This window comes from Cupriavidus taiwanensis LMG 19424, assembly GCF_000069785.1.
GTDB lineage: Bacteria > Pseudomonadota > Gammaproteobacteria > Burkholderiales > Burkholderiaceae > Cupriavidus > Cupriavidus taiwanensis.
The window spans coordinates 351,870-375,956 of record NC_010528.1; the positions used below are offsets into that span (position 1 = coordinate 351,870).

Annotated in this window: 22 protein-coding genes; 12 read left to right on the forward strand and 10 right to left on the reverse strand. The window is 69.0% G+C overall.

The genetic code is table 11. The features are described 5' to 3' along the window. Positions 1 to 9 precede the first annotated feature (9 nt). Positions 10 to 1,182, reverse strand: coding sequence for a GGDEF domain-containing protein (locus RALTA_RS01710; RefSeq protein ID WP_012351684.1), 1,173 nt, complete (start codon positions 1,180 to 1,182; stop codon positions 10 to 12). Positions 1,183 to 1,578: 396 nt separating this feature from the next. Between RALTA_RS01710 and RALTA_RS01715 the strand changes: the two genes are divergently transcribed. Continuing rightward, entirely contained in the window at positions 1,579 to 1,917 is a 339-nt protein-coding gene (locus tag RALTA_RS01715) for an RcnB family protein (RefSeq protein WP_012351685.1), read from the forward strand. Positions 1,918 to 2,000: 83 nt separating this feature from the next. Here RALTA_RS01715 and RALTA_RS01720 read toward each other — a convergent pair whose 3' ends face one another. Further along, positions 2,001 to 2,231, reverse strand: coding sequence for a hypothetical protein (locus tag RALTA_RS01720; protein WP_232348008.1), 231 nt, complete (start codon positions 2,229 to 2,231; stop codon positions 2,001 to 2,003). Between the two features lie 445 nt (positions 2,232 to 2,676). On the opposite strand from RALTA_RS01720, the gene RALTA_RS01725 reads away from it, so the two are divergent. The 3 genes from RALTA_RS01725 (at position 2,677) to RALTA_RS01735 (ending at position 5,161) form a co-directional block, all read left to right on the forward strand. Further along, the gene (locus RALTA_RS01725) at positions 2,677 to 3,174 is read left to right on the forward strand and encodes an ion channel (RefSeq protein WP_012351687.1); all 498 of its coding nucleotides are present in this window, start codon (positions 2,677 to 2,679) and stop codon (positions 3,172 to 3,174) included. Positions 3,175 to 3,280: 106 nt separating this feature from the next. Further along, positions 3,281 to 4,753, forward strand: coding sequence for an HdeD family acid-resistance protein (locus tag RALTA_RS01730; protein ID WP_012351688.1), 1,473 nt, complete (start codon positions 3,281 to 3,283; stop codon positions 4,751 to 4,753). A gap of 48 nt (positions 4,754 to 4,801) precedes the next feature. Beyond that, the gene (locus RALTA_RS01735) at positions 4,802 to 5,161 is read left to right on the forward strand and encodes a hypothetical protein (RefSeq protein WP_012351689.1); all 360 of its coding nucleotides are present in this window, start codon (positions 4,802 to 4,804) and stop codon (positions 5,159 to 5,161) included. Positions 5,162 to 5,204: 43 nt separating this feature from the next. Here the strand turns inward: RALTA_RS01735 and RALTA_RS01740 are convergent, their stop codons facing one another. After that, positions 5,205 to 6,116: a MurR/RpiR family transcriptional regulator gene (locus RALTA_RS01740; protein ID WP_050976431.1), complete on the reverse strand. Its 912-nt coding sequence runs from the start codon at positions 6,114 to 6,116 to the stop codon at positions 5,205 to 5,207. 442 nt (positions 6,117 to 6,558) lie between these two features. On the opposite strand from RALTA_RS01740, the gene RALTA_RS01745 reads away from it, so the two are divergent. From RALTA_RS01745 to RALTA_RS01770, 6 genes are read left to right on the forward strand one after another with little or no spacing between them, the layout of a single operon-like run. Beyond that, complete coding sequence (locus RALTA_RS01745; protein ID WP_012351691.1) at positions 6,559 to 6,975, forward strand: type IV pilin protein; 417 nt, start codon at positions 6,559 to 6,561, stop codon at positions 6,973 to 6,975. 2 nt (positions 6,976 to 6,977) lie between these two features. Further along, the gene (locus RALTA_RS01750; protein WP_012351692.1) at positions 6,978 to 7,472 is read left to right on the forward strand and encodes a GspH/FimT family pseudopilin; all 495 of its coding nucleotides are present in this window, start codon (positions 6,978 to 6,980) and stop codon (positions 7,470 to 7,472) included. Continuing rightward, on the forward strand, positions 7,469 to 8,101 hold the full coding sequence (gene pilV, locus RALTA_RS01755) for a type IV pilus modification protein PilV (RefSeq protein ID WP_012351693.1): 633 nt from the start codon (positions 7,469 to 7,471) through the stop codon (positions 8,099 to 8,101). Before RALTA_RS01750 ends, pilV begins: the two co-directional genes overlap by 4 nt. Beyond that, positions 8,098 to 9,162, forward strand: coding sequence for a PilW family protein (locus RALTA_RS01760; RefSeq protein WP_012351694.1), 1,065 nt, complete (start codon positions 8,098 to 8,100; stop codon positions 9,160 to 9,162). The genes pilV and RALTA_RS01760 overlap by 4 nt, the downstream gene beginning before the upstream one ends. A gap of 23 nt (positions 9,163 to 9,185) precedes the next feature. Then, positions 9,186 to 9,749, forward strand: coding sequence for a pilus assembly PilX family protein (locus RALTA_RS01765; RefSeq protein WP_085960174.1), 564 nt, complete (start codon positions 9,186 to 9,188; stop codon positions 9,747 to 9,749). A 42-nt stretch (positions 9,750 to 9,791) separates the two neighbouring features. After that, entirely contained in the window at positions 9,792 to 13,061 is a 3,270-nt protein-coding gene (locus RALTA_RS01770; protein ID WP_012351696.1) for a pilus assembly protein, read from the forward strand. Positions 13,062 to 13,091: 30 nt separating this feature from the next. Here the strand turns inward: RALTA_RS01770 and RALTA_RS01775 are convergent, their stop codons facing one another. The 7 genes from RALTA_RS01775 to ilvA form a co-directional block, all read right to left on the reverse strand. Next, positions 13,092 to 14,576, reverse strand: coding sequence for an efflux transporter outer membrane subunit (locus RALTA_RS01775; protein WP_012351697.1), 1,485 nt, complete (start codon positions 14,574 to 14,576; stop codon positions 13,092 to 13,094). A gap of 11 nt (positions 14,577 to 14,587) precedes the next feature. Then, positions 14,588 to 15,745 (reverse strand): ABC transporter permease, encoded by a 1,158-nt coding sequence (locus tag RALTA_RS01780; RefSeq protein ID WP_012351698.1) that lies wholly within the window; start codon positions 15,743 to 15,745, stop codon positions 14,588 to 14,590. Then, positions 15,742 to 16,707 (reverse strand): ABC transporter ATP-binding protein, encoded by a 966-nt coding sequence (locus tag RALTA_RS01785; protein ID WP_012351699.1) that lies wholly within the window; start codon positions 16,705 to 16,707, stop codon positions 15,742 to 15,744. The genes RALTA_RS01780 and RALTA_RS01785 overlap by 4 nt, the downstream gene beginning before the upstream one ends. Beyond that, positions 16,704 to 17,693, reverse strand: coding sequence for an HlyD family secretion protein (locus RALTA_RS01790; RefSeq protein ID WP_012351700.1), 990 nt, complete (start codon positions 17,691 to 17,693; stop codon positions 16,704 to 16,706). Before RALTA_RS01790 ends, RALTA_RS01785 begins: the two co-directional genes overlap by 4 nt. Next, positions 17,690 to 18,421, reverse strand: a complete 732-nt coding sequence (locus tag RALTA_RS01795; RefSeq protein WP_012351701.1) for a TetR/AcrR family transcriptional regulator — start codon at positions 18,419 to 18,421, stop codon at positions 17,690 to 17,692. The genes RALTA_RS01790 and RALTA_RS01795 overlap by 4 nt, the downstream gene beginning before the upstream one ends. Positions 18,422 to 18,675: 254 nt before the next feature. After that, a complete protein-coding gene (gene queF / locus RALTA_RS01800) occupies positions 18,676 to 19,509 on the reverse strand; it encodes an NADPH-dependent 7-cyano-7-deazaguanine reductase QueF (RefSeq protein ID WP_012351702.1) in 834 nt (277 codons plus the stop codon). A gap of 29 nt (positions 19,510 to 19,538) precedes the next feature. Then, positions 19,539 to 21,077 (reverse strand): threonine ammonia-lyase, biosynthetic, encoded by a 1,539-nt coding sequence (gene ilvA, locus RALTA_RS01805; protein WP_012351703.1) that lies wholly within the window; start codon positions 21,075 to 21,077, stop codon positions 19,539 to 19,541. Positions 21,078 to 21,382: 305 nt separating this feature from the next. On the opposite strand from ilvA, the gene otsB reads away from it, so the two are divergent. Both otsB and RALTA_RS01815 read left to right on the forward strand, forming a co-directional pair. Next, on the forward strand, positions 21,383 to 22,189 hold the full coding sequence (otsB, locus tag RALTA_RS01810; RefSeq protein WP_012351704.1) for a trehalose-phosphatase: 807 nt from the start codon (positions 21,383 to 21,385) through the stop codon (positions 22,187 to 22,189). A 13-nt stretch (positions 22,190 to 22,202) separates the two neighbouring features. Next, entirely contained in the window at positions 22,203 to 24,068 is a 1,866-nt protein-coding gene (locus RALTA_RS01815) for a glycoside hydrolase family 15 protein (RefSeq protein ID WP_012351705.1), read from the forward strand. Positions 24,069 to 24,087 lie beyond the last annotated feature (19 nt).

The window sequence follows — 24,087 nt, forward strand, 5'->3', positions numbered from 1 at the left end:
TCACAGGCTTCAGACCAGTGCCGGCACACCGGCCTCGCGCTCCCACTCGACGCAGTTCCGGCCGTTGTTCTTGGCCGCGTACAGCACGTTGTCCGCGCGCATCAGCAATGCTTCCAGATCTTCGCCGGGCCGCAGCGTGGCCACGCCAAAACTGGCGGTCACGTTGCCCATGCCGGGCAGCACGTCCATGCTGGTCTGCTCCAGCGTCTGGCGCAGCCGCTCGGCCAGCTGCAGCGCCGCCTCGTGCGGGGTGTCGGGCAACAGCACGACGAATTCCTCGCCGCCCAGGCGCGCGGCGATATCGCGACGGCGGATGCCCGCGGCGATGATGCGGCCGACCTGCGTCAGCACCGCATCGCCCGCGCTGTGGCCGTAGTTGTCGTTGATGAACTTGAAGTAGTCCAGGTCGCACAGCAGCACGCTGAGCTTCTCGCCCGGGCGCGGCGGGATCTGGCGCGCCGCCAGGGCTTCGAGGCTGCGGCGCGTGTGCAGCTGGGTCAGCGGGTCGGTATCGCGTTCATGGCGCAGGTCGTCGATCACGTCCTGCGCGGTCGCCGCCAGCAGCGCCAGCCCGAGCGCCAGCAGCAGCAAGGCCAGCGTGGCCTGCAGCCACAGCCAGCAGGGAGTGGGGAGCAGCGCGGCGGCATCGTGCGCGGTGCCCGGCGCCAGCGCCAGCAGCGTGCGCGGCAGGAACTGCAGCGCAAACACCACGAACACCCAGAGCAGCACCCGGTCCACTGTGCGGCCGGTGCGCAGCGGTGCCAGCGACGCCACCCCCGGCAGCAGGATCAGCGCAACGCCGACGTTCAGAACGTAGATACGCGCGACCAGGCTCGGATGCACCAGGTCGAACCACGCCACCATGCCGAACAGCGCAAGCGGCAGCGCCACCCCCGCGCAGCGGTCCGGGCGCGCGCCGATGCGGGCCAGCATGCCGTGCAACAGCAGCGCGGCGCTGCCCAGGTAGAGCGCGCCGGCGATGGTGGCAGGCCCGCCGCCGGCGCGCGGCGGCCACAAGACCTGCAGGCCGATGGCCGCCGCGGCCAGCAGATAGCAGGCGCCCAGCTGCAGCAGGTGGGGCCGCGTGCGCTCGTGGTGCCAGGCAAACAGAAAGCACAGCGCAAGCAGCAAGGCAATGGCGGGATTGACCAGTGCCAGGAATCGACCGGCATCGTGCAACACGAAAGCGTCCCCTGTCTTGGTGTTCCCTGGCAGGGAATCAAGCCTGCGTGCGAAGCGCGTCAAAGCGCGCTAGCCAGGGAACATGGAAAGCGGCATGCCCCCGCGCCTGCACGATGTCGCGCCGTCGGCGGGTCCCGCAATGCGGCCCGCAGCAATTGGACTGGACGGCGCCGGCTGGTAACAAATTGTTTCTGTGCCAGCATTCTAGACATGGGTGGCGCCGCAGGCGCACCCCCGAATGGGGGCCGGACCGGCAAACAATTGTGAACGCGCGGGCAGGCACTTGCCCCAGGCGCCGCGGCCTCCTTATGCCCGCTTCCCGGCATTTGTGACTAATCTGGTAGATGCTGTCGGATCCTCCGGCAGTTCGGTTTTCCCGTACGCAAGGAGATCACGATGAAGACCAAGAAAGCGATGCCAGTGTTGTTGCTGGCGGCAAGCGTGCTGGCGGCGCCGTTCGCGATGGCGCAGGGCGGTGCCAGGTCCAAGCCGATGACCGATCCCATGGCGGCGTCCGCGCCGGCGGCGCAGAACTCGCCGTATATGCAGGTGCAGCAGTGGAAGAAGGGCGACCGGCTGCCCACCGAGTTCCGCGACCGCCAGTATGTGATCGACGACTACAAGCAGTACAACCTGCCGGCGCCGCGCAAGGGTACGCGCTGGGTCGGGATCGGCGCCGAGTATTACCTGGTGGCGCCCAACGGCGTGATCCAGCAGGTTGGCTCCGGCTCCTGAGGCCGCTGCCGCATCCGCGGCACGTATTGCAAGACCGCCACACTCGAAGCGTGGCGGTCTTGTCTTGTGAACGGCATCGTCTGTCAGATGCCCAGGATCTTCTTTGCCTCGAGCAGCGACTTCATCGATTCATCATGCTTGCCGGCCTTGTGATAGGCCTCGCCGTCGGCGCGCAGCTTGGAAACCTTGGCGGCATCCTCGGGCGAGAGCGCGGGCTTGGTCGAGAGCTTGGCGTCGATGGCTTTCATCTCGTTGGGACAATTGTGGGCGAATGCCATGCCGGTGGCGCCGCACAGCACGATCGCCGTGACCATGGGAAGGAACTTGCGCACGGTAGCCTCCACGCAGAACGGTTGGAGTATTCAGCATAGTGCATCGCACGCCGTCCGGCGGCAGGCCGGCCGATACGGCAAAGAGGCCTTCGGCCGGCCTGCCGCAAGCACGAGCACGGCAACGGCGCGGCATACATGCTGCCAGGGATGGGCTTCATGGTTGAAACAGCCCATGCGAATGCACGATTCCTCGTCGTCGCTTTGCCTTGTAGATTGAAGCCAACCGGTACCGAACCGGGATCCCATCGATGAATGCCGCTTCCAGACCCTCTGCCAGGGCCGCCGGCGCACGACGCGAGCAGGCCACCTGCGCGTCCTGGTTTTCCCCCACGCCTTCCGGTGTTATTTTTGGAGGGCGTCATTTTTTTTTGACCGGCCCGGTCCGTACATCCCGATTGCATCGACGCCAGAGGGGAGCGCCCCGCGCATGGAAACCTCCGCCGAACATTACTCGCTGGCCCTGCTGTGCACCGCCGTGCTGACCGTGACGGTGGTCGGCATCCACTACGAGGCGTTGCGCCTGCTGTCCGCGATGCACCCGCGGCGCTGGAGCGGGCGCATGAATATCGGCGTGCTGATCGTCTGCATTATCCTGGTCCATTGCCTCGAGGCGCTGGTGTTCGCCGTTGGCTTCTGGTTTGCCGACCGCGTGCTGGGGCTGGGCGGGCTGGCCAGCGTGGCCGTGCCCGGTGTCGAGGCCGCGCGCGCACAGCCGGGCGCGCTGCGCTATGCCTACTTCGCCCTGGAAACCTTTACCACGCAGAGCCTGGGCGATATCGTTCCGGTGGGCGCGACCCGACTGATCGCCAGTATCGAGCCGCTGGTCGGCCTGATCCTGATCGGCTGGTCGACCTCGTTCACCTACGTCATGATGCGCCGCGACTGGGAACTGGACGACGAGGGCGGCAGGCATCGCCGCGGCTAGCGTCTGGCGTCATCGTTCCAGCTTGCCGCTGCGGCGCTGGGCATTGCGTCTGTACTCAAGCCAAGGGCCGCCCGCCGCGGCCGACAACAAGAGGGGATAACCGGACATGGCAAGACTGGTAATGATCCTGCTGGGCGTTGACTACCTGCGCGCGCGCTGGCGCGGCCTGCTGTGGCTGGGCTGCGCGAGCGTGCTGCTGGGCCTGGTGGTGTTTGTCGATGCCCTGGACAACGCCATCTATTTCCCGATGACGCCGTTCGCGGTGGTGCTGCTGCTCGAAGGCCTGGCCACGCTGGTCGTGGCGCGCAGCGGCATCGGCGGACAGCGCACGCTGCGCCAGGTCAAGGGCGTGTCGTTCTGCCTTGCCGCGTTGCTGATCCTGGCCGGCCACCATCACGGCCATTTCGTGCTGTCGATGATCTTCGGCACGCTGTTCCTGGCCGACGGGCTGCTGCAGATCGTGTCGGCGCGGGTGGTGCGCTTCCGCACCTGGCGCCTGGCCGTCGCGGTCGGCGTGTTCGAGATCCTGGTCGCGATCTTCTTCTATCAGCCGTATCCGACCCACTACGTCGGCACCGTGCCGTATTGCCTTGGGCTGGGGCTGATCTTCGGCGGCTGGAACCTGTTGCTGCTGGCCTCGCGCCTGCGCCGGCTCGACCATAACCCCGGCATGGACCCGGCCGATGCGTCGCCGGCCCCGGCGCCCGCCTATACCGCGCACGCGCTCCACGCGGCCGGCGGGGCGCCCGAGCTGACCCTGTGGGACGGTCCGCCCGGGCCCGGCGAGCATGCGTTGACGGTGCACGTCTGGACCCCGGTCGGCTCCGCGCGCGGCGAAGCGCGCCGCCAGCCGCTGGTCGACCGCTATATCGCCGCGGTGGACCGCGACGGGGTCATCTCCACCGGCCACGCCGCGCTGGAGTCGCCCGAGGGCATCTACATCAGCCTGTATCCGGCCGAAGAGATCGACCGCTCGCCCCACGAATTCACCCGCATCCTGCGCGCCACGCGAGAGAACGACGTGGCCGGCAAGTTCCAGCCGGATTACGAGACCGAAGCGCGCGCCTGGTGCCCCTCGACAGTACAGGTGCGCATCCGCAACTACGACCCCGAGCGCCTGCGCCGCTTCTGGGAGGCGTACCGGCAGGACACCACCTACAACCTGACCTATCGCAATTGCTCCAGCACGGTTTCGCACGCGCTCGAGGCGGCGCTGGAAGGCGCTTCGGCCCGGGTGTGGCGCCAGGCACGCGGCTGGCGGCCGCTGTGGCGCCTGCTCGCCACGCCGGAGCTATGGGTGGCGGCGCAGATCCGCAAGCGCGCCAAGACCATGGCGTGGACCCCCGGCCTGACCCTGGACTACGCCCGCGCGCTGAGCATGCTGGCCGATCCACGGCCGTCCGGGTGGGCCAGCATGACCCGCATGGCGCTGGGCCAGATGCGGCGCCAGCGGCAGGACTGGCGTGAGGCCGCGCACACTGCGCAGGGCGCAGATGCCGGCGCCGGCGAGGGCGCCGCGGCGGGTACGGTCGCAGGTGCCGCAAATGCCGGTAGTGCCAGGCCGCGCGGGAACGATTAAGCTCGCGGTACTTACATGAAACCGTCGAGCCCGAGGAGAGATCGCATCATGCCAAGACGCCAGCGAATCCTGAACCGCATTGCCGCCCTCGTCGCCCTTGGCGCCCTGGCGGTGGCGTGCGGCGCGCATGCGCAGCGGCAGGACCAGGGCGGCGCCGCCGCCGCCATCAATGAAGCCGTGCAGGAGGGCAGCAGCCCTTACCGGCCCGACCCTTCGGCAACGCCGGCCAGCGTCCGCTCGGACGAGTGCCGTGCGCTGGCCGAACAGATCGCGCAGGCGCCCAAGCGCACGTACCGCGCCACCGAGCCCACCATCGAAACCGCGCAGGGCCGCAAGGTGCCGGAACTGGAACGGGACCGGCCCCGGAAGTCGCTGCAGCAGGCGTATCAGGAGAAGTGCACGCAGTAATAGCGGCCGGGCCGCGCTTTCGGCCGGGCGCGCGCCGCTGCGCCTAGCTGTGGCCGGGCGTCACGTAGGCGCCGGTGCGGTGCAATTCGCCCTCGGCCTGCTCCAGTGCGCGGATCGCACCCTTGCCCTTGCGCGCCAGCAGCTGTTCGACCAGCGCCTCGACCACGGCCACGCCGGCGGTAATCGACGGAAAGAACGACGGGCTTTCGACCGAGAACAGCAGCGTGCAGTCGGCGGCCAGCGCGATCGGCGCGACCGTGCTGTCGGTCAGCGCGATCACCTTGCAGCCGCACTCGCGCGCGGCCTCGGCCACGCGGATGCTCTCCTGCGAGTACGGGGCGAAGCTGACCACCACTACCGCGTCCTTGGGCGCCAGGCCGCGCAGCTCCATCTCCAGCGTGCCCGCATCGGCGCGGATCAGGTGCACGGTGCTGCGGAACAGCCGGTAGACATAGTGGAAGGTGAAGGCGATCGGGAAGCACGAGCGGAACCCCGCCACATGCACGCACGCCGCGTGCGACAGCAGCTCTGCGGCTTGCGGCAGCGTCTTCTCGTTGCTGGCGGCGATCCGGTCCAGGTTGCGGTGCTGGGTCTCTAGCATCTCGTCCAGCATGCGGCTGGCGCTGCTTTCGCGCACCACCTTGCGCGCGCGGCGCGCATACGGCTGGGTGCCGCCGCGCAGCGCGTCGACAAACAGCTCGCGCATGGCCTGCCAGCCGTCGAAGCCCAGATGCTGCGACAGCCGCACCAGCGTGGCCGGCTGCACGCCGGCGCTGGCCGCGATCTTGCGCATCGACAGCACCGGCACGTCCTGCGGATGGTCAAGCAGATAGCGGGCGCCGCCCTGGAATTGCGTGCTGAGGGAGGGAAAGCCGCGGCGCAGCATTTCCAGCAAGGCCTCCAGGTCGTGGGGCGGCGCGGACGGCCCGGGTGGCGCTGGTGGCGCCGGTGGCATTGGGGGCCCGGGCCGGGATGAGGCGTGGGAATCGGACGGCATGGGTGCTCCGGCTTCAAGGTTGTAACGATTGTTGCACAGGTGCGGCCGCCTGCGCACCGCGTCGGTGGCGAGGGCGGGCGGATTAACGGCCGTGCGCGCCGGATTCTTGATCGCTGGCGACAACCGGCGGCGCCACTGTCACTTCGCTACAACGCCGGCCAACCGGCATCGTATTTTCCTTACCCGCTTAACGCATCGTGACTTACACTCCGCGCCATAACCTCCGGAATTCGGTCGTCCGGAACATAATGAGTAGCGGAGCGCGAGCATGGGACATAGAAGCCCGGCAGTGCGACACGGTGGGAGGGTCAACCCGCCGTTTCGGGTCATATTCAGGGTCAAACCGGGGGTCGGATACCACACAGGCGTCCAGGCTGGCCGGACTCAGGGGGCTGCCGGCATGCCATGCCGGGGCAGGCCGCCGCATGGCTTCACGCTGATCGAAGTCATGATCACCGTGGCGGTCATCGCCATTCTTGCCGCCGTCGCCATTCCCAACTACAGCCGTTACGTGGTGCGCTCGAACCGCGCGGCGATCGAATCGTTCATGCTGGAGGTCGCGGGCGCGCAGGAGCGCTTCCTGGTCGACAACCGCGCCTATGCCGCCACGCTCGGTGCGCTCGGCATGTCGGTGCCCGCAGGGCTGGCCACGCGCTACGACGTCACGGTGACACCAAACGCGGCGCTGCCGCCGGGCTACCGCATCGTGGCCACGCCCAGGGGCAGCCAGCTCAGCGACACCGATTGCGGCACGCTGACGCTGACCAGCGCCGGCGCCAAATCCGCGTCGGGCGCCGGCACCGACTGCTGGAACTGACCATGCGGCCCACCCCTGCCCACGCGCATGACAGGCGGCTTTCCGCCTGGCGCGGCTTTACGCTGATCGAGCTGCTGTGCGCCTTGTCGGTGCTGGCGATCCTGGCGGTCGCGGCGGCGCCGTCCTTTGCCGCGCTGCTCGCCGGCCAGCGCGTGCGCAGCGCCTCGCTCGACCTGGCCTCGGCATTGGTGCTGGCGCGTAGCGAAGCGGTCAAGCGCAATGCCACGGTTTCGCTGGCGCCCACGGGCGCCGCCTGGACTGCCGGCTGGACGGTCAGCGCGGGCGCCGAGACGGTTCGTTCGTTCGGGCCCTATGGCGGCCTCACCATCACGCCCAGTGCGGCCGGCGGCCTGGCGCTTGGCAACGACGGCCGGCTGACCGGCGCGGCGATGACCTTCGAGCTTGCGCCCAGCGGCGACACCGGGGCCACGGCGCGCGTATGCGTGCAGGTCAGCGAGACCGGCCGCATCGCCTCCACCAACGGAGCCTGCACATGACGCGCATCGCTTCGCGCATCCCGTCGCCGCGGCGGCGCCTGCCCGTGCGCCGTGCGCAGGGCGGCTTCCTGCTGATCGAAGTGCTGGTGGCCGTGGTGATCCTGCTGGTCGCGCTGCTGGGCACGGCCGGACTGGTGGCGCGCTCGGGGCAGACCGAGATGGAGTCCTACCAGCGCGTGCAGGCGCTGGCGCTGCTGCAGGACATGGCCGCGCGCCTGAATGCCAACCGCCAGGTGGCGGCGTGCTATGCCAACGGCGCCGCCGGCATGCAGCTGGGCAGCGCGGCCGCGCCGCCGGCCGCGTGCACGCAGGGCAGCGCCGCGCAGAACGCCACCGCCGACGCCGACCTGCAGGCCTGGAACGCGGCCTTGCTCGGCAGCGCCGAGAAGCGCCCGGGCGCCAGCGCCGCCGATCCGGCGCAAGCCGTGGGCGCCATGATCGGCGCGCGCGGCTGCATCGAGACCGTCGACGCGGTCAACCAGGTCTACCGCATCACCGTGGCGTGGCAGGGCCTGGCCACCACGGGCGCACCGGCGCTGGGATGCGGCAAGGACCAGTATGGCAACGACGCCTATCGCCGCGCGGTCAGCACCCAGATCCGCATCGGCACGCTCGGGACTGTGTCATGACCGCGCCGCGCATCGCTGTGCCTGCCTTCCGCCGCGGCGCCACGCGCCTGCGCCGCCAGCGCGGCATCTCGCTGATCGAGCTGATGATCGGCATCACCATCGGCCTGGTGCTGCTGACCGCGCTGGCCGGCCTGTATTACGCCAACAGCCTGTCGCGCACCGAGTTCGCCAAGGCTGCCGAACAGGTTGAGAACGGGCGCTATGCGCTCGAGCAGATCCGGCGCGAAGTAGAGCTGGCCGGGTTCTTCGGCGTGGGCAATATCGCGCGCGGCAACAAGGCCGCGGAGCCGGCGCTGTGCGCGACCGATCCCGCCGCGCTGGGCTTCTCGCCCACCGCCGAGACCGTGCCGTTGGCGCTGACCGGCTATGCGCCGGGCGTGGCAGCCCCGTGCCTGCCGGATCTCGCAGCGACCTCCGAGGTGCTGGTGGTCCGCCGCGTGTCGACCACGCCGGTGGCCGCGCCTGCGCCGGGGTCGGCTTACCTGCAGGTGTCGGCGTGTTCGCAGGACGCGCAGAACTTCGTCTTCGACGCCAGCGGCGCGGCGGCCTTCGGGCTGCGCACCAAGGCCTGCGATGCGGCGCAGCCGGCCGAATTGCGCCGGGCCATGGTGCGCATCTTCTACCTGGCCGGCTGCGACCGCTGCAGCAACGGCGGCGACGGCATTCCCACGCTGAAGATGGCCGAGCTGGTCAACGGCGCGTTCCAGTCGCGCTCGGTGGCACAGGGCGTACAGGACATGCATGTGCAGTACGGCGTGGACCAGGACGGCAACGGTTCGGCCGACTGCTATGTGACCGATCCGCGCGCCAACAACAGCGGCGTGTGCACCGCCGTGCCGGGTTATGACTGGGGCGTGGCGATCAACAACCTGGCCAATGTCACCACCGTGCGCGTGCACTTGCTGGCGCGCACGCTGAAGCCTTCCGGCGGCCATACCGACAACCGCACCTACGAAATCGGCCGCGCGGTGGCCGCGGGTCCGTTCAACGACGGCTACAAGCGCCACGTCTACGCCCAGGTGGCGCGGCTGGTCAACGTGGCCGGCCTGCGCGAGCAATGACGCCATACCGGCACCACACTGCGATGAGAACCACGATCAAGTCAACCGGTGGCGCGCTGCGCCGCAGTCAATCCGGGGTCACGCTGGTGGTGACGCTGGTGTTCATGGTGATGTTCCTGATGATCGCGGTGGCCATGGTGAATTCCGGCCTGATCAACGTCAAGGTGGCATCCAACCAGCAGCACAGCGCCGAGGCACGCGACGTGGCGCAGCAGGCGATCGAGCAGGTGATCAGCGACGACTTCACCAAGGCGCCGGTGGCGGTGGACGTGCCAGTCGACGTGACCGGCGACGGCACCGCGGATTACGTGGCGCAGGTGGCCGTGCCTGCCTGCGTGACCAGCAAGCCGGTGGCCAAGGTGATCGATCCGGAGAAGCATCCCGAGGATGCCGAATGTACGCTCGGCAGCAGTACCGGCAACGGCAATCTCGTGGTGGGCCCGGGCGGCGCCAACGTGGTCAGCTCGCTTTGCAACGATACGCAGTGGGATGTCGCCGCCACAGTCAATGACGCCAACACCGGCACGGTCGCGACGGTGCACCAGGGCGTGGCCGTGCGCACGCTGTATGGCTCCACCTGCCCCTGATTGCCACGGGCGCGCCGCAGATCTTTAAGAGGAAAAACCAGCATGTCCATGTCCGCCCGCCGGCTTCGCGCCTATGCTGCCTGTGCCACGGCCCTGTTCGGGCTGGCCGCCGCGCCTGCGGCGCAGGCAGAAGACATCGACCTGTTCACCGGACTGCAGGCCAACGCCGGCGCGCGTCCCAATGTGCTGCTGATCCTGGACAACGCCTCGGCATGGAACGCCAATGCGCAGGTCGATTGCGAAACCCCGGGCGTGGTGGGGCCGAACAACCTGAACAACAACGTCGGCGCCGAGCAGTGCGCGCTGTACAAGGCGGTGTCGGACCTGATCCGCGACCCCAATACCACCGGCAAGATCAACCTCGGCGTGATGATGTTCGGGGGCAGCAACAACACCGGCGCCCAGTTCCGCTTCCCCAGCGTCACGCCGCCGACCGCGCCGTCCGGGCTGGTGCTGCTGGACCAGGCGGGCGGCGAGCAGATGCTGGCGTTCATCAAGAGCATCGACCGCACCAAGGACAGCTCCAACAACTCGCAGGTCGGCGGTGCCATGCAGGAGGCCTGGGCGTTCTTCTCCGGCAAGACCGGGCTGTCTGGCACCACCTACAAGTCGCCGATCAGCAATCCGTGCCAGAAGAACTTCATCATCTACATTGCCAACGCGCTCAACAACGGCAAGCCTCAGGACACCGGCCAGGACGCCTATAACAAGCTCAGGGAGGCGGGCGCCACCGCCGCGCAGCTCACGCCGATTCCGCTGTCCCGGGGCAACAACATCGACAACTGGGGCGATGAGTGGGCGCGCTTCCTCAACGGCATGGACCTGAACGCGGCCAACAACGCGGGTTCGGTCACGGCGACGCGCCAGAACATCATCACCTACACCATTGGCGTCACGGACGGCAGCAAGCAGAGCCTGGACTACCTGGAGTTCGTCAACAGCATGGCCACCAAGGGCGGCGGTGGCAACTTCACGGTGCGGGCCGGCGACGACGACGCGCTGGCCAAGGCGCTGAAGGACATCTTCAACGAGATGCAGGCGGTCAACAACGTGTTCGCCTCGGTCAGCCTGCCGGTCAGCGTGAACGGGCAGGGCTCGTACCTGAACCAGGTCTACATCGGCATGTTCCGCCCGGACGGCAAGGCGCGCCCGCGCTGGGTCGGCAACCTCAAGCAATACAAGCTGGGCTACGACACCAACGGCAACCTGGTGATGCTCGATGCCGGCGTGCCGGGCGGCACCGATCAGACGTCGAAGAGCGCGATCAGCAATGCCGGCACCGGCTTTATCTCGCCCAATGCGCGCAGCTACTGGACCGAGGATCCGCCGAAGCAGGTGGCCAGTTCCAGCATCGTCACGGACTGGCCCGCCGACGGCTTCTGGAAGAATGCCTCGGCGCAGCTGCGCAACGCCAAGGACGCGCCCGATGGCGAGATCGTCGAAAAGGGCGGTGCCGGTGAAATGCTGCGCGCCGACTACCTGACCAGCCAGGGCGCGCGCCGGCTGCTGACCTGTGCCGACGCCAAATGCACCAAGGGCACGCCGCTGGCCGCTTTCAGTGCCGCCAACAAGGCGCTGACCGAGGGCAACGGCCCGTCGCTGCTGAAAACCACGGCGGCCGACGTGGCCAACATGATCGACTGGGTGCGCGGCAAGGACGTCTTTGCCGCGCTGACCGGCACCGATCCGAAAAAGGAAGCCGAGCCCGGCCCCGGCGGCAACGTCACGGTGCGCGGCTCGATCCACGGTGACGTGCTGCATTCGCGTCCGGTGGTGGTCGACTACGGCGGCAGCACCGGCGTGGTAGTGTTCTACGGCGCCAATGACGGCGTGTTCCATGCCGTCAACGGCAACCGCACCGGCGCGATTTCCACCGGCGCCGGGCAGGTGCGCGCCGGCGGCGAGCTGTGGGGCTTTGTCGCGCCCGAGTTCTACGGCAAGCTGGCACGCCTTTACAACAACGCGCCCGAGGTGCGGCTGACCGGCAGCCCGCAAGACACCGCCGAGGTCCAGTTCACGCCGCGCGACTATTTCTTCGACGGCACCACCACGGTCTACCAGAACCTGAGCAACCCGGCCGCGCCGCAGGTGACCATCTACCTGACCGCGCGGCGCGGCGGCCGCCTGGTGTATGCGCTCGACGTCAGCGATCCGGCGCAGCCGAAGTACCTGTGGAGCAAGACCAGTGCCGATATCCCGGAACTGGGCCAGACCTGGTCTCAGCCGCGCGTGATGCGCGTGCGCGGCTACAGCACGCCGGTACTGATCATGGGAGCGGGCTATGACCCGGACGGCGAAGACTCCGACCCGGCGCTCGGCGGCGAACCCACCGCGGCGAACAAGCAGGGCCGCGGCGTGCTCGTGCTCGACGCCGCCACGGGCAACGTGGTCTGGGCCGCGCTGGGCAGTTGCGCCGGCATCACCACCGGAACCTGCGTCACCATCGACAGCCGCGCGATCCCTTCGGACGTTGCCGTGGTCGACCGCAACGGCGACGGCTATGCCGACAAGGCCTACGTCGGCGACGTGGGCGGCAATGTCTGGCGCATTGACTTCGGCGCGCTGGAAACCGACGTGCCGTCGACCTGGACCGTCGGCAAGCTGGCCCAGCTGGGCGGGGCGGTGAACACCAACGACGCGCGCAAGTTCCTCTATCCGCCCGATGTGGTTGCTACCGGCAAGTACGATGCCGTGATGATCGCCTCGGGCGACCGCGAGAAGCCGCTGTATTCGCTGAGCCAGACCCCGGGCGCGGCGCAGAACGTGCGCAACCGCTTCTTCATGGTCAAGGACACGAACGTCGACGGCAGGCTGCCTTCGACCTGGACGGCGGTCAAGGCGGCCGATCTGGTCGATGCGACCAGCGTGGCCTATCGCGATTCGGCGGTGGCGAGCGGCTTCTACCTGTCGCTGGAATTCGGCGAGAAGGCGGTCAATGCGCCGCTGACCGTGGCGGGCTACACGTACTTCGGCACCAACACGCCTTCCAAGGTCCAGCCCGGCGCCTGCTATCCCGACCTCGGCGTGGCGCGCGGCTACGCAGTGTCGTTCCTGACCGGGCTTGGCATGAACAACGGGCCGCGCTATGTCACCTTCGACAACGGCGGGCTGCCGCCGTCTCCGGTGTTCGGCATGGTGTCGGTCACGCAGGCCGATGGCTCGACCCGGCTGGTGCCGGTGCTGATCGGCGGCGGCAAGGCGGGCGGCACCGGCGGCGACGACAAGTCTTCGCTGGGCGGCCAGGAAGTGAAACCCGCCAGCGCCGGCAAGCGCAAGCGCACCTACTGGTACACGCAGAGCGACAAGACCTGAGCGTGGTGCCGGACGCCAAGCTGCGCGCCGCTAGCGTGGCGCTGACGCCATCGCGGCGTCTTCTTCCCACCACCCGCCCCCCAGCGCCTGCAGCAGCGCCGCCGAATCCGCCAGCCGGTCGGCGCGCGCCTGCGCCAGTTCCAGCGCGGCCTGGCGCGACTGCCGCTCGGCATCCAGCAGCGCCAGCTGGCTGACGCCGCCGAGCCGGTACTGCTCCGACACCACCGCCAGCGTATCGCGCGCCTGCCGCGCGCCGTCGGCGCGTTCGCGCAGCGCGGCGGCGTCGGCCTCGAGCGCGCGCAGCGCATCGGCGACATCCTGCAGGCCCTGCAGCACGGCTTGCCGGTACGCGGCCAGCGACTGTTCATACGCCGCTTCCGCCGCGCGCTTGCGCGCCTGCAGCTCGCCACCGCGGAACACCGGCTGCACCAGTCCCGCGGCCAGGCTCCAGACGTTGAGGCTGCTGAACAGGTCGCGCGCCGCGGTGGCCTGCGTGCCGCCGCTGGCGCTCAGCGTGACCTGCGGATAGAGGTTGGCGGTGGCCACGCCGATATTGGCCGAGGCCTGGTGCAGCAGCGCCTCGGCCGCGCGGATATCGGGCCGGCGGCGCGCCAGCGTCGCGGGCAGGCTCACCGGCAACGTGTCGGGCAGGTGCAGCGCATCGAGATGGAATTCCGGCAGCGCGGCCGACGCCGGAGTCTGGCCCGTGTAGACCGCGAGCTGGTGCCGGGTGGCATCGAGCTGGCGCTGCAGCGCCGGCACCAGCGCCCGGGTTTGCGCCAGCTCGGCGCGCCGGCGCTGCAGCTCGACGCGCGCGACGCCGCCTTCGCGCAGGCGTGCCTCGGTGATGCCGAGCTGGCGCTGCTGCGCCGCGACCATCGCGGCGGTATCGGACAGCTGCGCGCGCAGGCCGGCTTCGCGGATGGCGGCGGTGGCGACGTTGGCGGCCAGCGCCAGGCGCGCGGCCTCGAGTTCGTAGCGCTGGTAGTCCACCACCGCCTGCAGGCCTTCCAGCTCGCGCCGCTGGCCGCCGAACAGGTCCAGCGCGTACGACACCTGCACCGTCGCGCCGTACAGCGTGAACGGGCCGGGGCTGGGAATGGCGGTGATGCCCAGCGACTGGAAATCGACCTGCTGGCGCGAGGTGTCCAGCTTCGCGTCGATGGCAGGCCAGCGCGTCGCGCCGGTGCGGGCGGCCAGGTTTTCCTGCGCTTCCAGCAGCCGCGCGCGGGCCTGCGCCAGCGTCGGGCTGGCCGCGAGCGCGCTGCGGATGGTGGCGTCCAGCGCCGGGCTGCGGAACAGCGTCCACCACTGCGCCGGGACATCGGCGCCGGCCGCCAGCGTCTGCGCGTGGGCCTGGCCGGGCGCGTCGGCACCGTCCGCGGCAACGGTTGCCACCGGCTGCGGACCCGGCACGTAGCCGGCGTCGTCCGGCGGCGCGGGCACGCGAAAATCGGGCCCGACCGCGCAGCCGCACAGCAGCGCGGCGGCGAACAGGGACGTCAGTCGTTGCATGAGCCGCTCCTTCAATCGAGCGTGCGCCGGTAGAAACGCACCGCGATCGCCATCACCACCACGATAAACAGCGCCATCGGCCACAGATTGGGCCACAGCTCGAACCAGCCGTTGCCCTTGAGCAGGATGCCGCGCACCATGCGGTGGAAATAGGTCATCGGCAGGATGTTGCCGATCGCCTGCGCCCAGCCCGGCATGCCGGCAAACGGGAACATGAAGCCGGACAGCAGGATGTTGGGCAGGAAGTAGAAAAACGTCAGCTGCATCGCCTGCAGCTGGTTCTGCGCCAGCGACGACAGCGTGATGCCCACGGTCAGGTTGGCCGCGATGAACAGCAGCGCCGCCAGGTACACCGCCAGCACCGAGCCGACAAAGGGCACGCTGAAGATCCAGCGCGCGGCCAGCAGCACGATGGTGGACTGGATCAGCCCGATGAAGATGTACGGCACGATCTTGCCGGTCATCACCTCGAGCGGCCGCACCGGCGTGGCCAGCAGGTTCTCCATGGTGCCGCGCTCGCGCTCCCGCGTCATTGCCAGGCCGGTCATCATCACCATCGTCATCGTCAGGATCACGCCCATCAGGCCAGGGACGATGTTGTACTGGGTGATGCCTTCCGGGTTGTAGAGCCGCTGCACCTGCACGTCGAAAGGCGGCCTGCCACCCGCCAGTGGCGCCAGCGCGCCCTTCAGGTCATGCGTGGCCACGCGGTAGGGCAGCTGCGGCAGCGCGGCGATGGCCTGGCCGGTGGCAGAAGGATCCGTGGCGTCGGCCTCGACCAGCAGCGCGGGCCGTTCGCCGCGCAGCAGCCGACGCGTGAAGTCGGGCGGGATGGTCAGTACGAACTGCACCTCGCCTTTCATCAGCGCTTCGCGCCCGGCGCGCTCGTCGGGCAGCGTGCCGACCAGCTTGAAGTAGGTCGACTGCTCCATGCTGGCGATGAACGAGCGCGTGAACTCGCTCTGGTCGGCGGCGATCACCGCAGTCGGCAGCTGGCGCGGGTCGGTATTGATGGCAAAGCCGAACAGCAGCAGCTGCATGATCGGCAGGCCGACGATCATGCCGAAGGTGACGCGGTCGCGCCGCAGCTGCAGGAATTCCTTCAGCACGATGCTCCACCAGCGCTGCAGCGAGAAGCGCGCCGATGCTGAAGCAGTGGCCGGCGTCATGGCGCCTCCCTGGTCTTGCGCGCCATGTTGTCCTCGGCGCCGCTCATCATGTGGATGAACACGTCTTCGAGGCTGGTCCGCGCCTGCTCGATGCGCCGGCCCGGCCCGGCCAGGCGCGCGAGGGTCTCGGCCAGCGCCTGCGCATCGCGCCCGGTCACGTGCAGCGCGGTGCCGAAGGCCACGGTCTGCTCCACGCCCGGCGCGCCCTGCAGCTGCGCCGACAGCGCCGCGAGGTCGGCGCCTTCCACGCTCCAGGTCGAGAGCCGCTGGCTTGCCACCACTTCATCGGCGGTGCCCTGCGCCAGCAGCCTGCCGTAGGCGATATAGGCCAGCTTGTGGCAGCGTTCTGCTTCGTCCATGTAGTGCGTGCTGACCAGCACCGAGATGCCGCGCGCGGCCAGCTGGTGCAGCTGCTCCCAGAAGTCGCGCCGCGCCTTGGGATCGACGCCGGCGGTGGGTTCGTCGAGCAGCAGCAGCTCGGGCTCGTGCAGCAGGCAGGCCGCCAGCGCCAGGCGCTGCTTCCAGCCGCCCGACAGCGCGCCGGCCAGTTGCGCCGAGCGCGTCGCCAGGCCCAGGTCCTCGAGCGCGCGGTCGACGGCCTCGCGCCGGTTGGGCATGCCGTACACGCGCGCGACGAAATCCAGGTTCTCGCGGATCGACAGGTCGTCCCAGTACGAGAACTTCTGCGTCATGTAGCCGACGCGGCGCTTGATCTCGTCAGACTCGGTCAGGATGTCGAAGCCCAGGCAGGTGCCCGCGCCGGAGTCCGGCGTCAGCAGTCCGCACATCATGCGGATCGAGGTGGTCTTGCCGCTGCCGTTGGGCCCGAGGAAGCCGAAGATCTCGCCGCGCGCGACCTGCATGCTGAGGTCGTTGACCACATGCTTGTCGCCGAAGTGCTTGTTCAGCCCGCGCACGTCGATGGCGAGGCCGAGGCTGGTGCCGTTGGCGGTCGCGTTCATTGCCGCACCACTTCCACCGGCTGGCCGGGCCGCAGCCTGGGCGCATCGGCGGCCGACGGCCGCGCTTCGACCAGGAACACCAGCTTGCGCCGGGTCTCGTTGCTGTAGATCACCGGCGGCGTGTACTCGGCCTCGTTGGCGACATAGCTGATGGTGGCGGCCACCGGCGCGGCGCAGCCGTCGCAGCGCACCTGGACCGCCTGGCCGTTGCGCAGCGCGCCCACCACCGTTTCCGGCACATAGAAGCGCACCTTGACGTTGCCCGGGGGCAGCATGCGTACCACCGGGCTGCCGGCCGGCACCCATTCGCCCAGGCGGTACGGCACGTCGTAGACCAGCCCGGCCTGCGTCGCCGCCACGGTCTTGCGCGACAGCTTCCACTCCGCCTGCGCCAGCGCCGCGCGCGCGGCCGCCACCTGCGCCGCCTGGGCCGCCTGCTGCGCATCGCGGCCAGGCAGGCGCGCCACGTCGATATCGCGCTGCAGTTCGCGCACGCGCGCGGCGTCGCTGCCGGCCTGCGCGCGCGATTCGTCGAGCTGCGCCTGGGCGATGCCGCCGATCTCGTACTGGCGCTGGTCGCGCCGCCAGGCCGCGGCGCTGCGCTGGGCCTGCGCCTGCGCCTGCGCGAGCTGGGCACGGCTGACCTCCACCTCGAGCGGGCGCTTGCCGGTCTTCAGGTCCTGCAGCGTGGCTTCGGCGGCGCGCAACTGGTCCGCGGCCTGCTGGCGCGCGGCGCGCTCGTCGTCGGCTTCGAGCGCGAACAGCGCCGCGCCCTGCGCGACCTGCTGGCCGCGCTGCACCGACAGCGTGTCCAGGCGTCCGGCGAAGGGCGAGGCCACGCTGACGAATTCGCCTTCGACGTAGCCCTGCCAGGTATCGATGCGCGCGTTGCCGCAAGCGGCGGCAAGCAGCGCGGCGCCGAGCAGGGCAGTGCCGCGCAGCACCGCGCGCGGCCGCGGACAAGCAGGGAAAACAGCGTGGTTCATGCGGACTCCGGAGAATGCCTGGCCGTGCGGCCCTTCGGTCGGGCGGCGCCTGCGGGCGTCTTCGGGCTTGCCGGTGCGGGCGAGAGCCCGTGGGTCAGCAGCGCCGTGACATGGCGCACCAGCGCGTCCGTATCGACCGCCTCGGCGCCGGGCAGCCGGCGCCAGATGTGCGTGGTGGCCAGCGGCAGCAACGCCAGCCCGACCAGCGACGGCACCACCAGCGCCGGCTCCAGGCCAGGGTTGAGCTGCCCGCGGCCAATCGCTGCCGCCAGCGGCGCCATCAGCGCGCCGGCGCGTTCCAGCGCAAAGCGCCTGAGCACGCGCTCGCGCAGCGCGCCGTCATCGCTGGCCACTTCGCGGATCCACAGGCCCGGGAACCACGGCGCCCCCGTGACGGCGTGGATCAGCCGGGTCGCGATGCCGACCAGCATCGCCAGCGGCTCGTCGTCGGACGGGCTGCCGGCAAAGAAGCGGGCCACCAGCGGCTGCACTTTTTCCTCGATCACGGCGTCGAGCAGCAGGTCGCGGTCGCCGAAGTAGTAGTGCACCAGTGCCGGGGTGACGCCGGCCGATGTCGCGATGGCCTTGACCGGCGTCCCGGCCACGCCTTGCCGCGAGAACAGCTCGGTGGCCGCGTCGAGGATGCGCTCGCGCTGTCCGGGCTGGCCCGCCGCGGGTCGGCCCGGGCTGCGCCTGGGTGGCTTCGTGGGGGCGGGTTTGCGGGGCATGGCGGATGGCTTGGTGGGACAGGGTGTGTTCAGTTAATATTAATTTTCGCGTTAATTAATTCAAGGGCGGTTACAACTTGGGCCTGCGTCATGGAGGCCGAAGGGACAATGTGTTTTGAGGGGATACGAAGGGAGGCTAGCAAGCAACGTTGCCGCCCCAAATACTGAAGGCCGGTCCCCTCTCCCGCAAGCGGGAGAGGGGAGCAAACCAGCGGGGATGGGAGATGCTGTGAGAGAACTACCGGGAGCGCTTCCTACTGCCGCGCATTCCTCTTGTTATCCGGCCACGCCGTATTGAAGTTGGTGCGGAACGGGTTGATATCGAGCCCGCCGCGCCGCGTGTAACGCGCATACACCGCCAGCTTGACCGGCTTGCACTGGCGCATCACGTCCATGAAGATGCGCTCGACGCATTGCTCGTGGAACTCGTTGTGGTTGCGGAACGAGATCAGGTACTTCAGCAGCGCTTCCTGGTTGATCGGCGCGCCGACGTAGCGGATCTGCACGCTGCCCCAGTCGGGCTGCCCCGTGACCAGGCAGTTGGACTTGAGCAGGTGCGACACCAGCGTCTCTTCCACCGGCGTTTCGTCCTGGTCGGCGAACAGCAGTTCGGGAGCGGGCTCGTAGCGGTCCACCTCGATGTCGAGGCGGTCCAGCAGCAGGCCGTCGAGCTCGCCCATCTGCTGCTTGCCGAGGTCAGCCTCCGTCACCAGACGCACCTGCACGGTGCCGCCGGTGGCTTCGGACAGGTCATGGTGCAGCAGCTGCTGCAGCGCTTCCGGCGAGGCGATGCGGGTCTGGTTGAACGAGTTCAGGTAGAGCTTGAACGACTTGGATTCGACGATATTGGGCGTGTCCGACGGGATGATGAAGGTGGCCAGCGCCACCTGCGGCTTGCCCTTCAGGTTCAACCACGACAGCTCGTACGCGTTCCAGATGTCGACGCCGAAGAACGGCACCGGCTTGCCTTCGGGCAGGCCGATCTCGGTGCGCTTGGGCTGGCGCGGGATCGGGAACAGCAGCGAGGCGTCGTATTCGGTCTTGTAGGCCGAGGGCTTGCCCAGCGGCGAGTGTTCAGGGAGGCTCATGGGACGCTCGGCGGAAATCGGGACAGCAATCAGGACAAGAACAGCTTGTACACGGGGTTGTCGGTCTCGTCCCAGTGTACGTAGCCCAGCGTCGAAAGGAAGGCGCGGAAGGCGCGCTTCTCGTTTTTCGGCACCTGGATGCCGACCAGGATGTTGGAGGTGTCGGCACCCTGGTTGCGGTAGTGGAACAGGCTGATGTTCCAGTTCGGGCTCATGCTCGACAGGAACTTCATCAGCGCGCCCGGGCGCTCGGGGAACTCGAAGCGGTACAGCAGTTCGTCATGCGCCAGCGCCGAGCGCCCGCCAACCATGTAGCGGATATGCTGCTTGGCAAGCTCGTCGTTGGACAGGTCCAGCGTGTCGAAGCCATGCTTGCGGAAGCTGGCGGCGATCTTGTCGTTCTCGGCGCGGCTGGCAATCTGCACGCCAACGAAGATATGCGCCATGCTGGTGTCGGCGATGCGGTAGTTGAACTCGGTCACGCTGCGCGTGCCCACCAGCTCGCAGAAGCGCTTGAAGCTGCCGCGCTCTTCCGGGATGGTCACCGCGAACACGCCTTCGCGGGCCTCGCCTACCTCGGCGCGCTCGGCCACAAAGCGCAGGCGGTCGAAGTTCATGTTGGCGCCGCAGGCGATTGCCACCAGGTGCTGGCCCTTGAGCTTCTCGCGCTCGGCGTACGCCTTCAGGCCCGCTACCGCCAGCGCGCCGGCCGGCTCGAGGATGCTGCGGGTGTCCTGGAACACGTCCTTCACGCCCGCGCAGATCGCGTCGGTATCGCACAGGATGATGTCGTCGACCAGTTCGCGCGTGATGCGGAAGGTCTCCTTGCCGACCAGCCGGACCGCGGTGCCGTCCGAGAACAGGCCCACTTCCTTCAGCTCGATGCGCTTGCCGGCATCGACCGAGCGCTTCATCGCGTCCGAGTCGACGGTCTGCACGCCGATCACCTTGATCTCGGGGCGCACCGCCTTGATGTACGCGGCGATGCCGGAGATCAGCCCGCCGCCGCCGATGGCGACGAACACCGCGTGGATCGGGCCCGGATGCTGGCGCAGGATTTCCATGGCGATGGTGCCCTGGCCGGCGATCACCTCGGGGTCGTCGAAGGGGTGGATGAAGGTCAGCTTGTGCTTTTTCTCCAGCACCGCGGCGTGGTTGTACGCGTCGCTGTAGGACTCGCCGTGCAGCACGATCTCGACCCACTGGCCGCCGCGCTCGCGCACGGCGTCGATCTTCACCTGCGGCGTGGTCACCGGCATGGCGATGATGGCCTTGCATTGCAGCCGGGCCGCCGCCAGCGCCACGCCCTGGGCGTGATTGCCGGCGGAGGCGGCGATCACGCCGCGCTTGATCTCTTCCGCCGACAGCGAGGCCATCTTGTTGTACGCGCCGCGCAGCTTGAAGGAGAAGACCGGCTGGGTGTCCTCGCGCTTGAACCAGACCGAGTTGCCGGTGCGGGCCGACAGCTGGTGCGCATAGGTCAGTTCGGTCTCCTGCGCCACGTCATAGACCTTGGCGGTCAGGATCTTCTTCAGGTAATCGGGTCGGGCGGCGGACTGGCGGGTCATGGTCTCGGGGCTGGCCGGCGGCGCGCGCAGCAAGGCGCGCAAAAAAGCCGGGAAATTCTGGCGGAAACCGTCAATGATAAAGGATGCCGGCCTGGCGCACCCGGGCGGGGCGACGCAGCCGCCGCCTGGCGCTGGCGCCGCGACGCGCATGCCGTGCCGGTGGAGTGGATCGGCATTCACTCGGGCAATGGCGCGGCGGCCCGCCGGGCCGGCGCCGGGCTTGCATCGGCGCCGGGTTGCGCATGCGCCATGTAGGACGGCGCCCGGTGGACGCCGGTCAAAACGACGTGTTACGGTTTTACGCGATGCCACAGCTACCGCTAATCGAACCCAATACCGCACTGTTTCTCGACTTCGACGGCACGCTGGCCGACCTGGCCCCGCGGCCCGAACTGGTGCAGGTCGAACCAGAACTGGTCGGCACGCTACGCACGCTGTACCAGCGGCTGGACGGCGCGCTGGCCGTCATCTCGGGGCGGCCGATCATCGAACTCGACCACTTCCTGCAGCCGCTGCAACTGCCCGCGGCCGGCATCCACGGCGCCGAATTCCGCACCGACGGCGGCATGGTGTCCAAGACGCCGGCCCCCGGCCTCGAACCCCTGATCCCCCACCTGGAAGCGCTGGTGCGCGCCTACCCGGCGCTGCGGCTGGAGCGCAAGTCGGTCGCGGTCGCGATCCACTACCGTCAGGCGCCCGAGCTTGCCGGCATCGTCGATGCCGCGGTCACTGACGTATTGCGCCATGCCGTCGGCCTGGAAGCACTGCCGGGCAAGATGGTGGTCGAGATCAAGCCCGCCGGTGTCGACAAGGGCGATGCCATCGCCGCCTTCATGAAGTCCGCCCCGTTTGCCGAGCGCGTGCCGCTGTTTGCCGGCGACGACATGACCGACGAGCCCGGCTTCGCCGCGGTGCGCAAGCTGGGCGGGCTGGGCGTGCTGGTCGGCCAGCGCGAGTCCGTTGCCGCCGTGAGCGTGCCCGGACCCGCTGCGCTGCGCAGCTGGCTGCACCGCTCGGCGCATGCGCTGGCGTCGTCCGCAAGCGGCGGCGCACCGCGCGCCGTGCCCCACGAGGCCGGACCGGGCCCGGGCCGGCGCTCAACGACATCGTAAGGGAGAACCTGCCGTGACCAACCCGAGCAGCCCGGCTGAGCTGGGCAAGCCGCCGACCGAAGGCGTAAACCGCACCGTGGACGGCGGCACGCGCTTCGCCAACCCGTCGCTGTCGCTTGGCATGATCGGCAACTGCGCCATCTCGGCGCTGGTCGACTGCCGCGGCCGCATCGTCTGGTCCTGCCTGCCGCGCTTCGACGGCGACCCGGTGTTCAATGCGCTGCTGGACCCGAGCGAGAACGCCGGCCATTTCTCGATCGAGATCGAGGACTTCCATTCGTCGCGGCAGTGGTATGAGCCCAATACCGCGGTGCTGCGCACGCGGCTGACGGACATCCATGGCAACTGCCTGGAGATCACCGATTTCGCGCCGCGCTTTTTCCGGCTCGGGCGCTATTTCCGCCCGACCACGCTGATCCGCCGCATGCGCCCGGTGCGCGGCGCCCCGCGCGTGCGCGTGGTGGTGGCGCCGCGCTTCGAATGGGGCCGCAAGGCGCCGCAGATCACGCGCGGCAGCAGCCACGTGCGCTACATCGGCGACGACATGACCCTGCGCATGACCACCGACGCACCGCTTGCCTACGTGCTGTCGCACACGCCGTTTCTGGTCACGCGCGGGCATAACTTCATCCTCGGCCCGGACGAGACGCTGGCGCACGGCGTGGAAGAGACCGCGCGCGACTTCGAGCAGGAAACCACCGCCTACTGGCGCCTGTGGAGCCGCCGGCTGGCGGTGCCGCGCGAATGGCAGGACGCGGTGATCCGCGCCGCCATCACGCTGAAGATGTCGCTGTACGAAGAGACCGGCGCCATCGTCGCGGCCATGACCACCAGCATTCCGGAAGCGCCGGGCAGCGGCCGCAACTGGGACTACCGCTTCTGCTGGCTGCGCGATGCGTTCTTCGTGGTGCGCGCGCTCAACAGCCTGTCCGAGGTCGGCACCATGGAGGACTACCTGCGCTGGCTCTCCAACGTGGTGATGCAGTCGCAGGACGGACATATCCAGCCGCTGTACGGCATCGGCCTGGAGCGCGAGCTGCCCGAAAGCATGCTGGACCACCTGCCCGGCTACCGCGGCATGGGGCCGGTGCGCGTCGGCAACCAGGCGCAGGAGCACTTCCAGCATGACGTCTATGGCAACGTGGTGCTGGGGGCGGCGCAGGCCTTCCATGACCACCGGCTGCTGCACCGCGGCGGCCCGGCCGAGTTCGGCCGGCTGGAAGCGGTGGGCGAGCAGGCGGTGCGGGTGTTCGGCACGCCCGACGCCGGCATGTGGGAGCTGCGCACGCGCGCGCGCGTGCATACCTCGTCGGCGCTGATGAGCTGGGCCGCCTGCGACCGGCTTGCGAAGGTGGCCGAGAAGCTGGTGCTGCCCGAGCGCGCCGCGTACTGGCACGGCCACGCCCACCGCATGAAAGAGCGGATCCTGGCCGAGTCGTGGAGCGAATCTCGCCAGGCCTTCGCCGAAAGCTTCGGCGGGCGCGAGCTGGACGCCAGCGTGCTGCTGATGGCCGAGGTCAACTTCATCGATCCGCGCGACCCGCGCTTTATCGCCACCGTCAAGGCGCTGGAGACCACGCTGTGCGATGGTCCCTATATGCGCCGCTACGAGGCCCCGGACGACTTCGGCAAGCCCGAGACCGCGTTCAATATCTGTACCTTCTGGCGCATCGACGCGCTCGCGCGCATCGGCCGCCGCGACGAGGCGCGCGAGATCTTCGAGGCCATGCTGGCGGCACGCAACCCGCTCGGGCTGTTGTCCGAGGATACCCACCCGGTGACCGGCGAGATGTGGGGCAATTTCCCGCAGACCTACTCGATGGTCGGGTTGATCAATGGCGCCATGCGGCTGTCGGCGCCCTGGGATACGGTGATCTGATCGCGCAACGCGGGGTGGC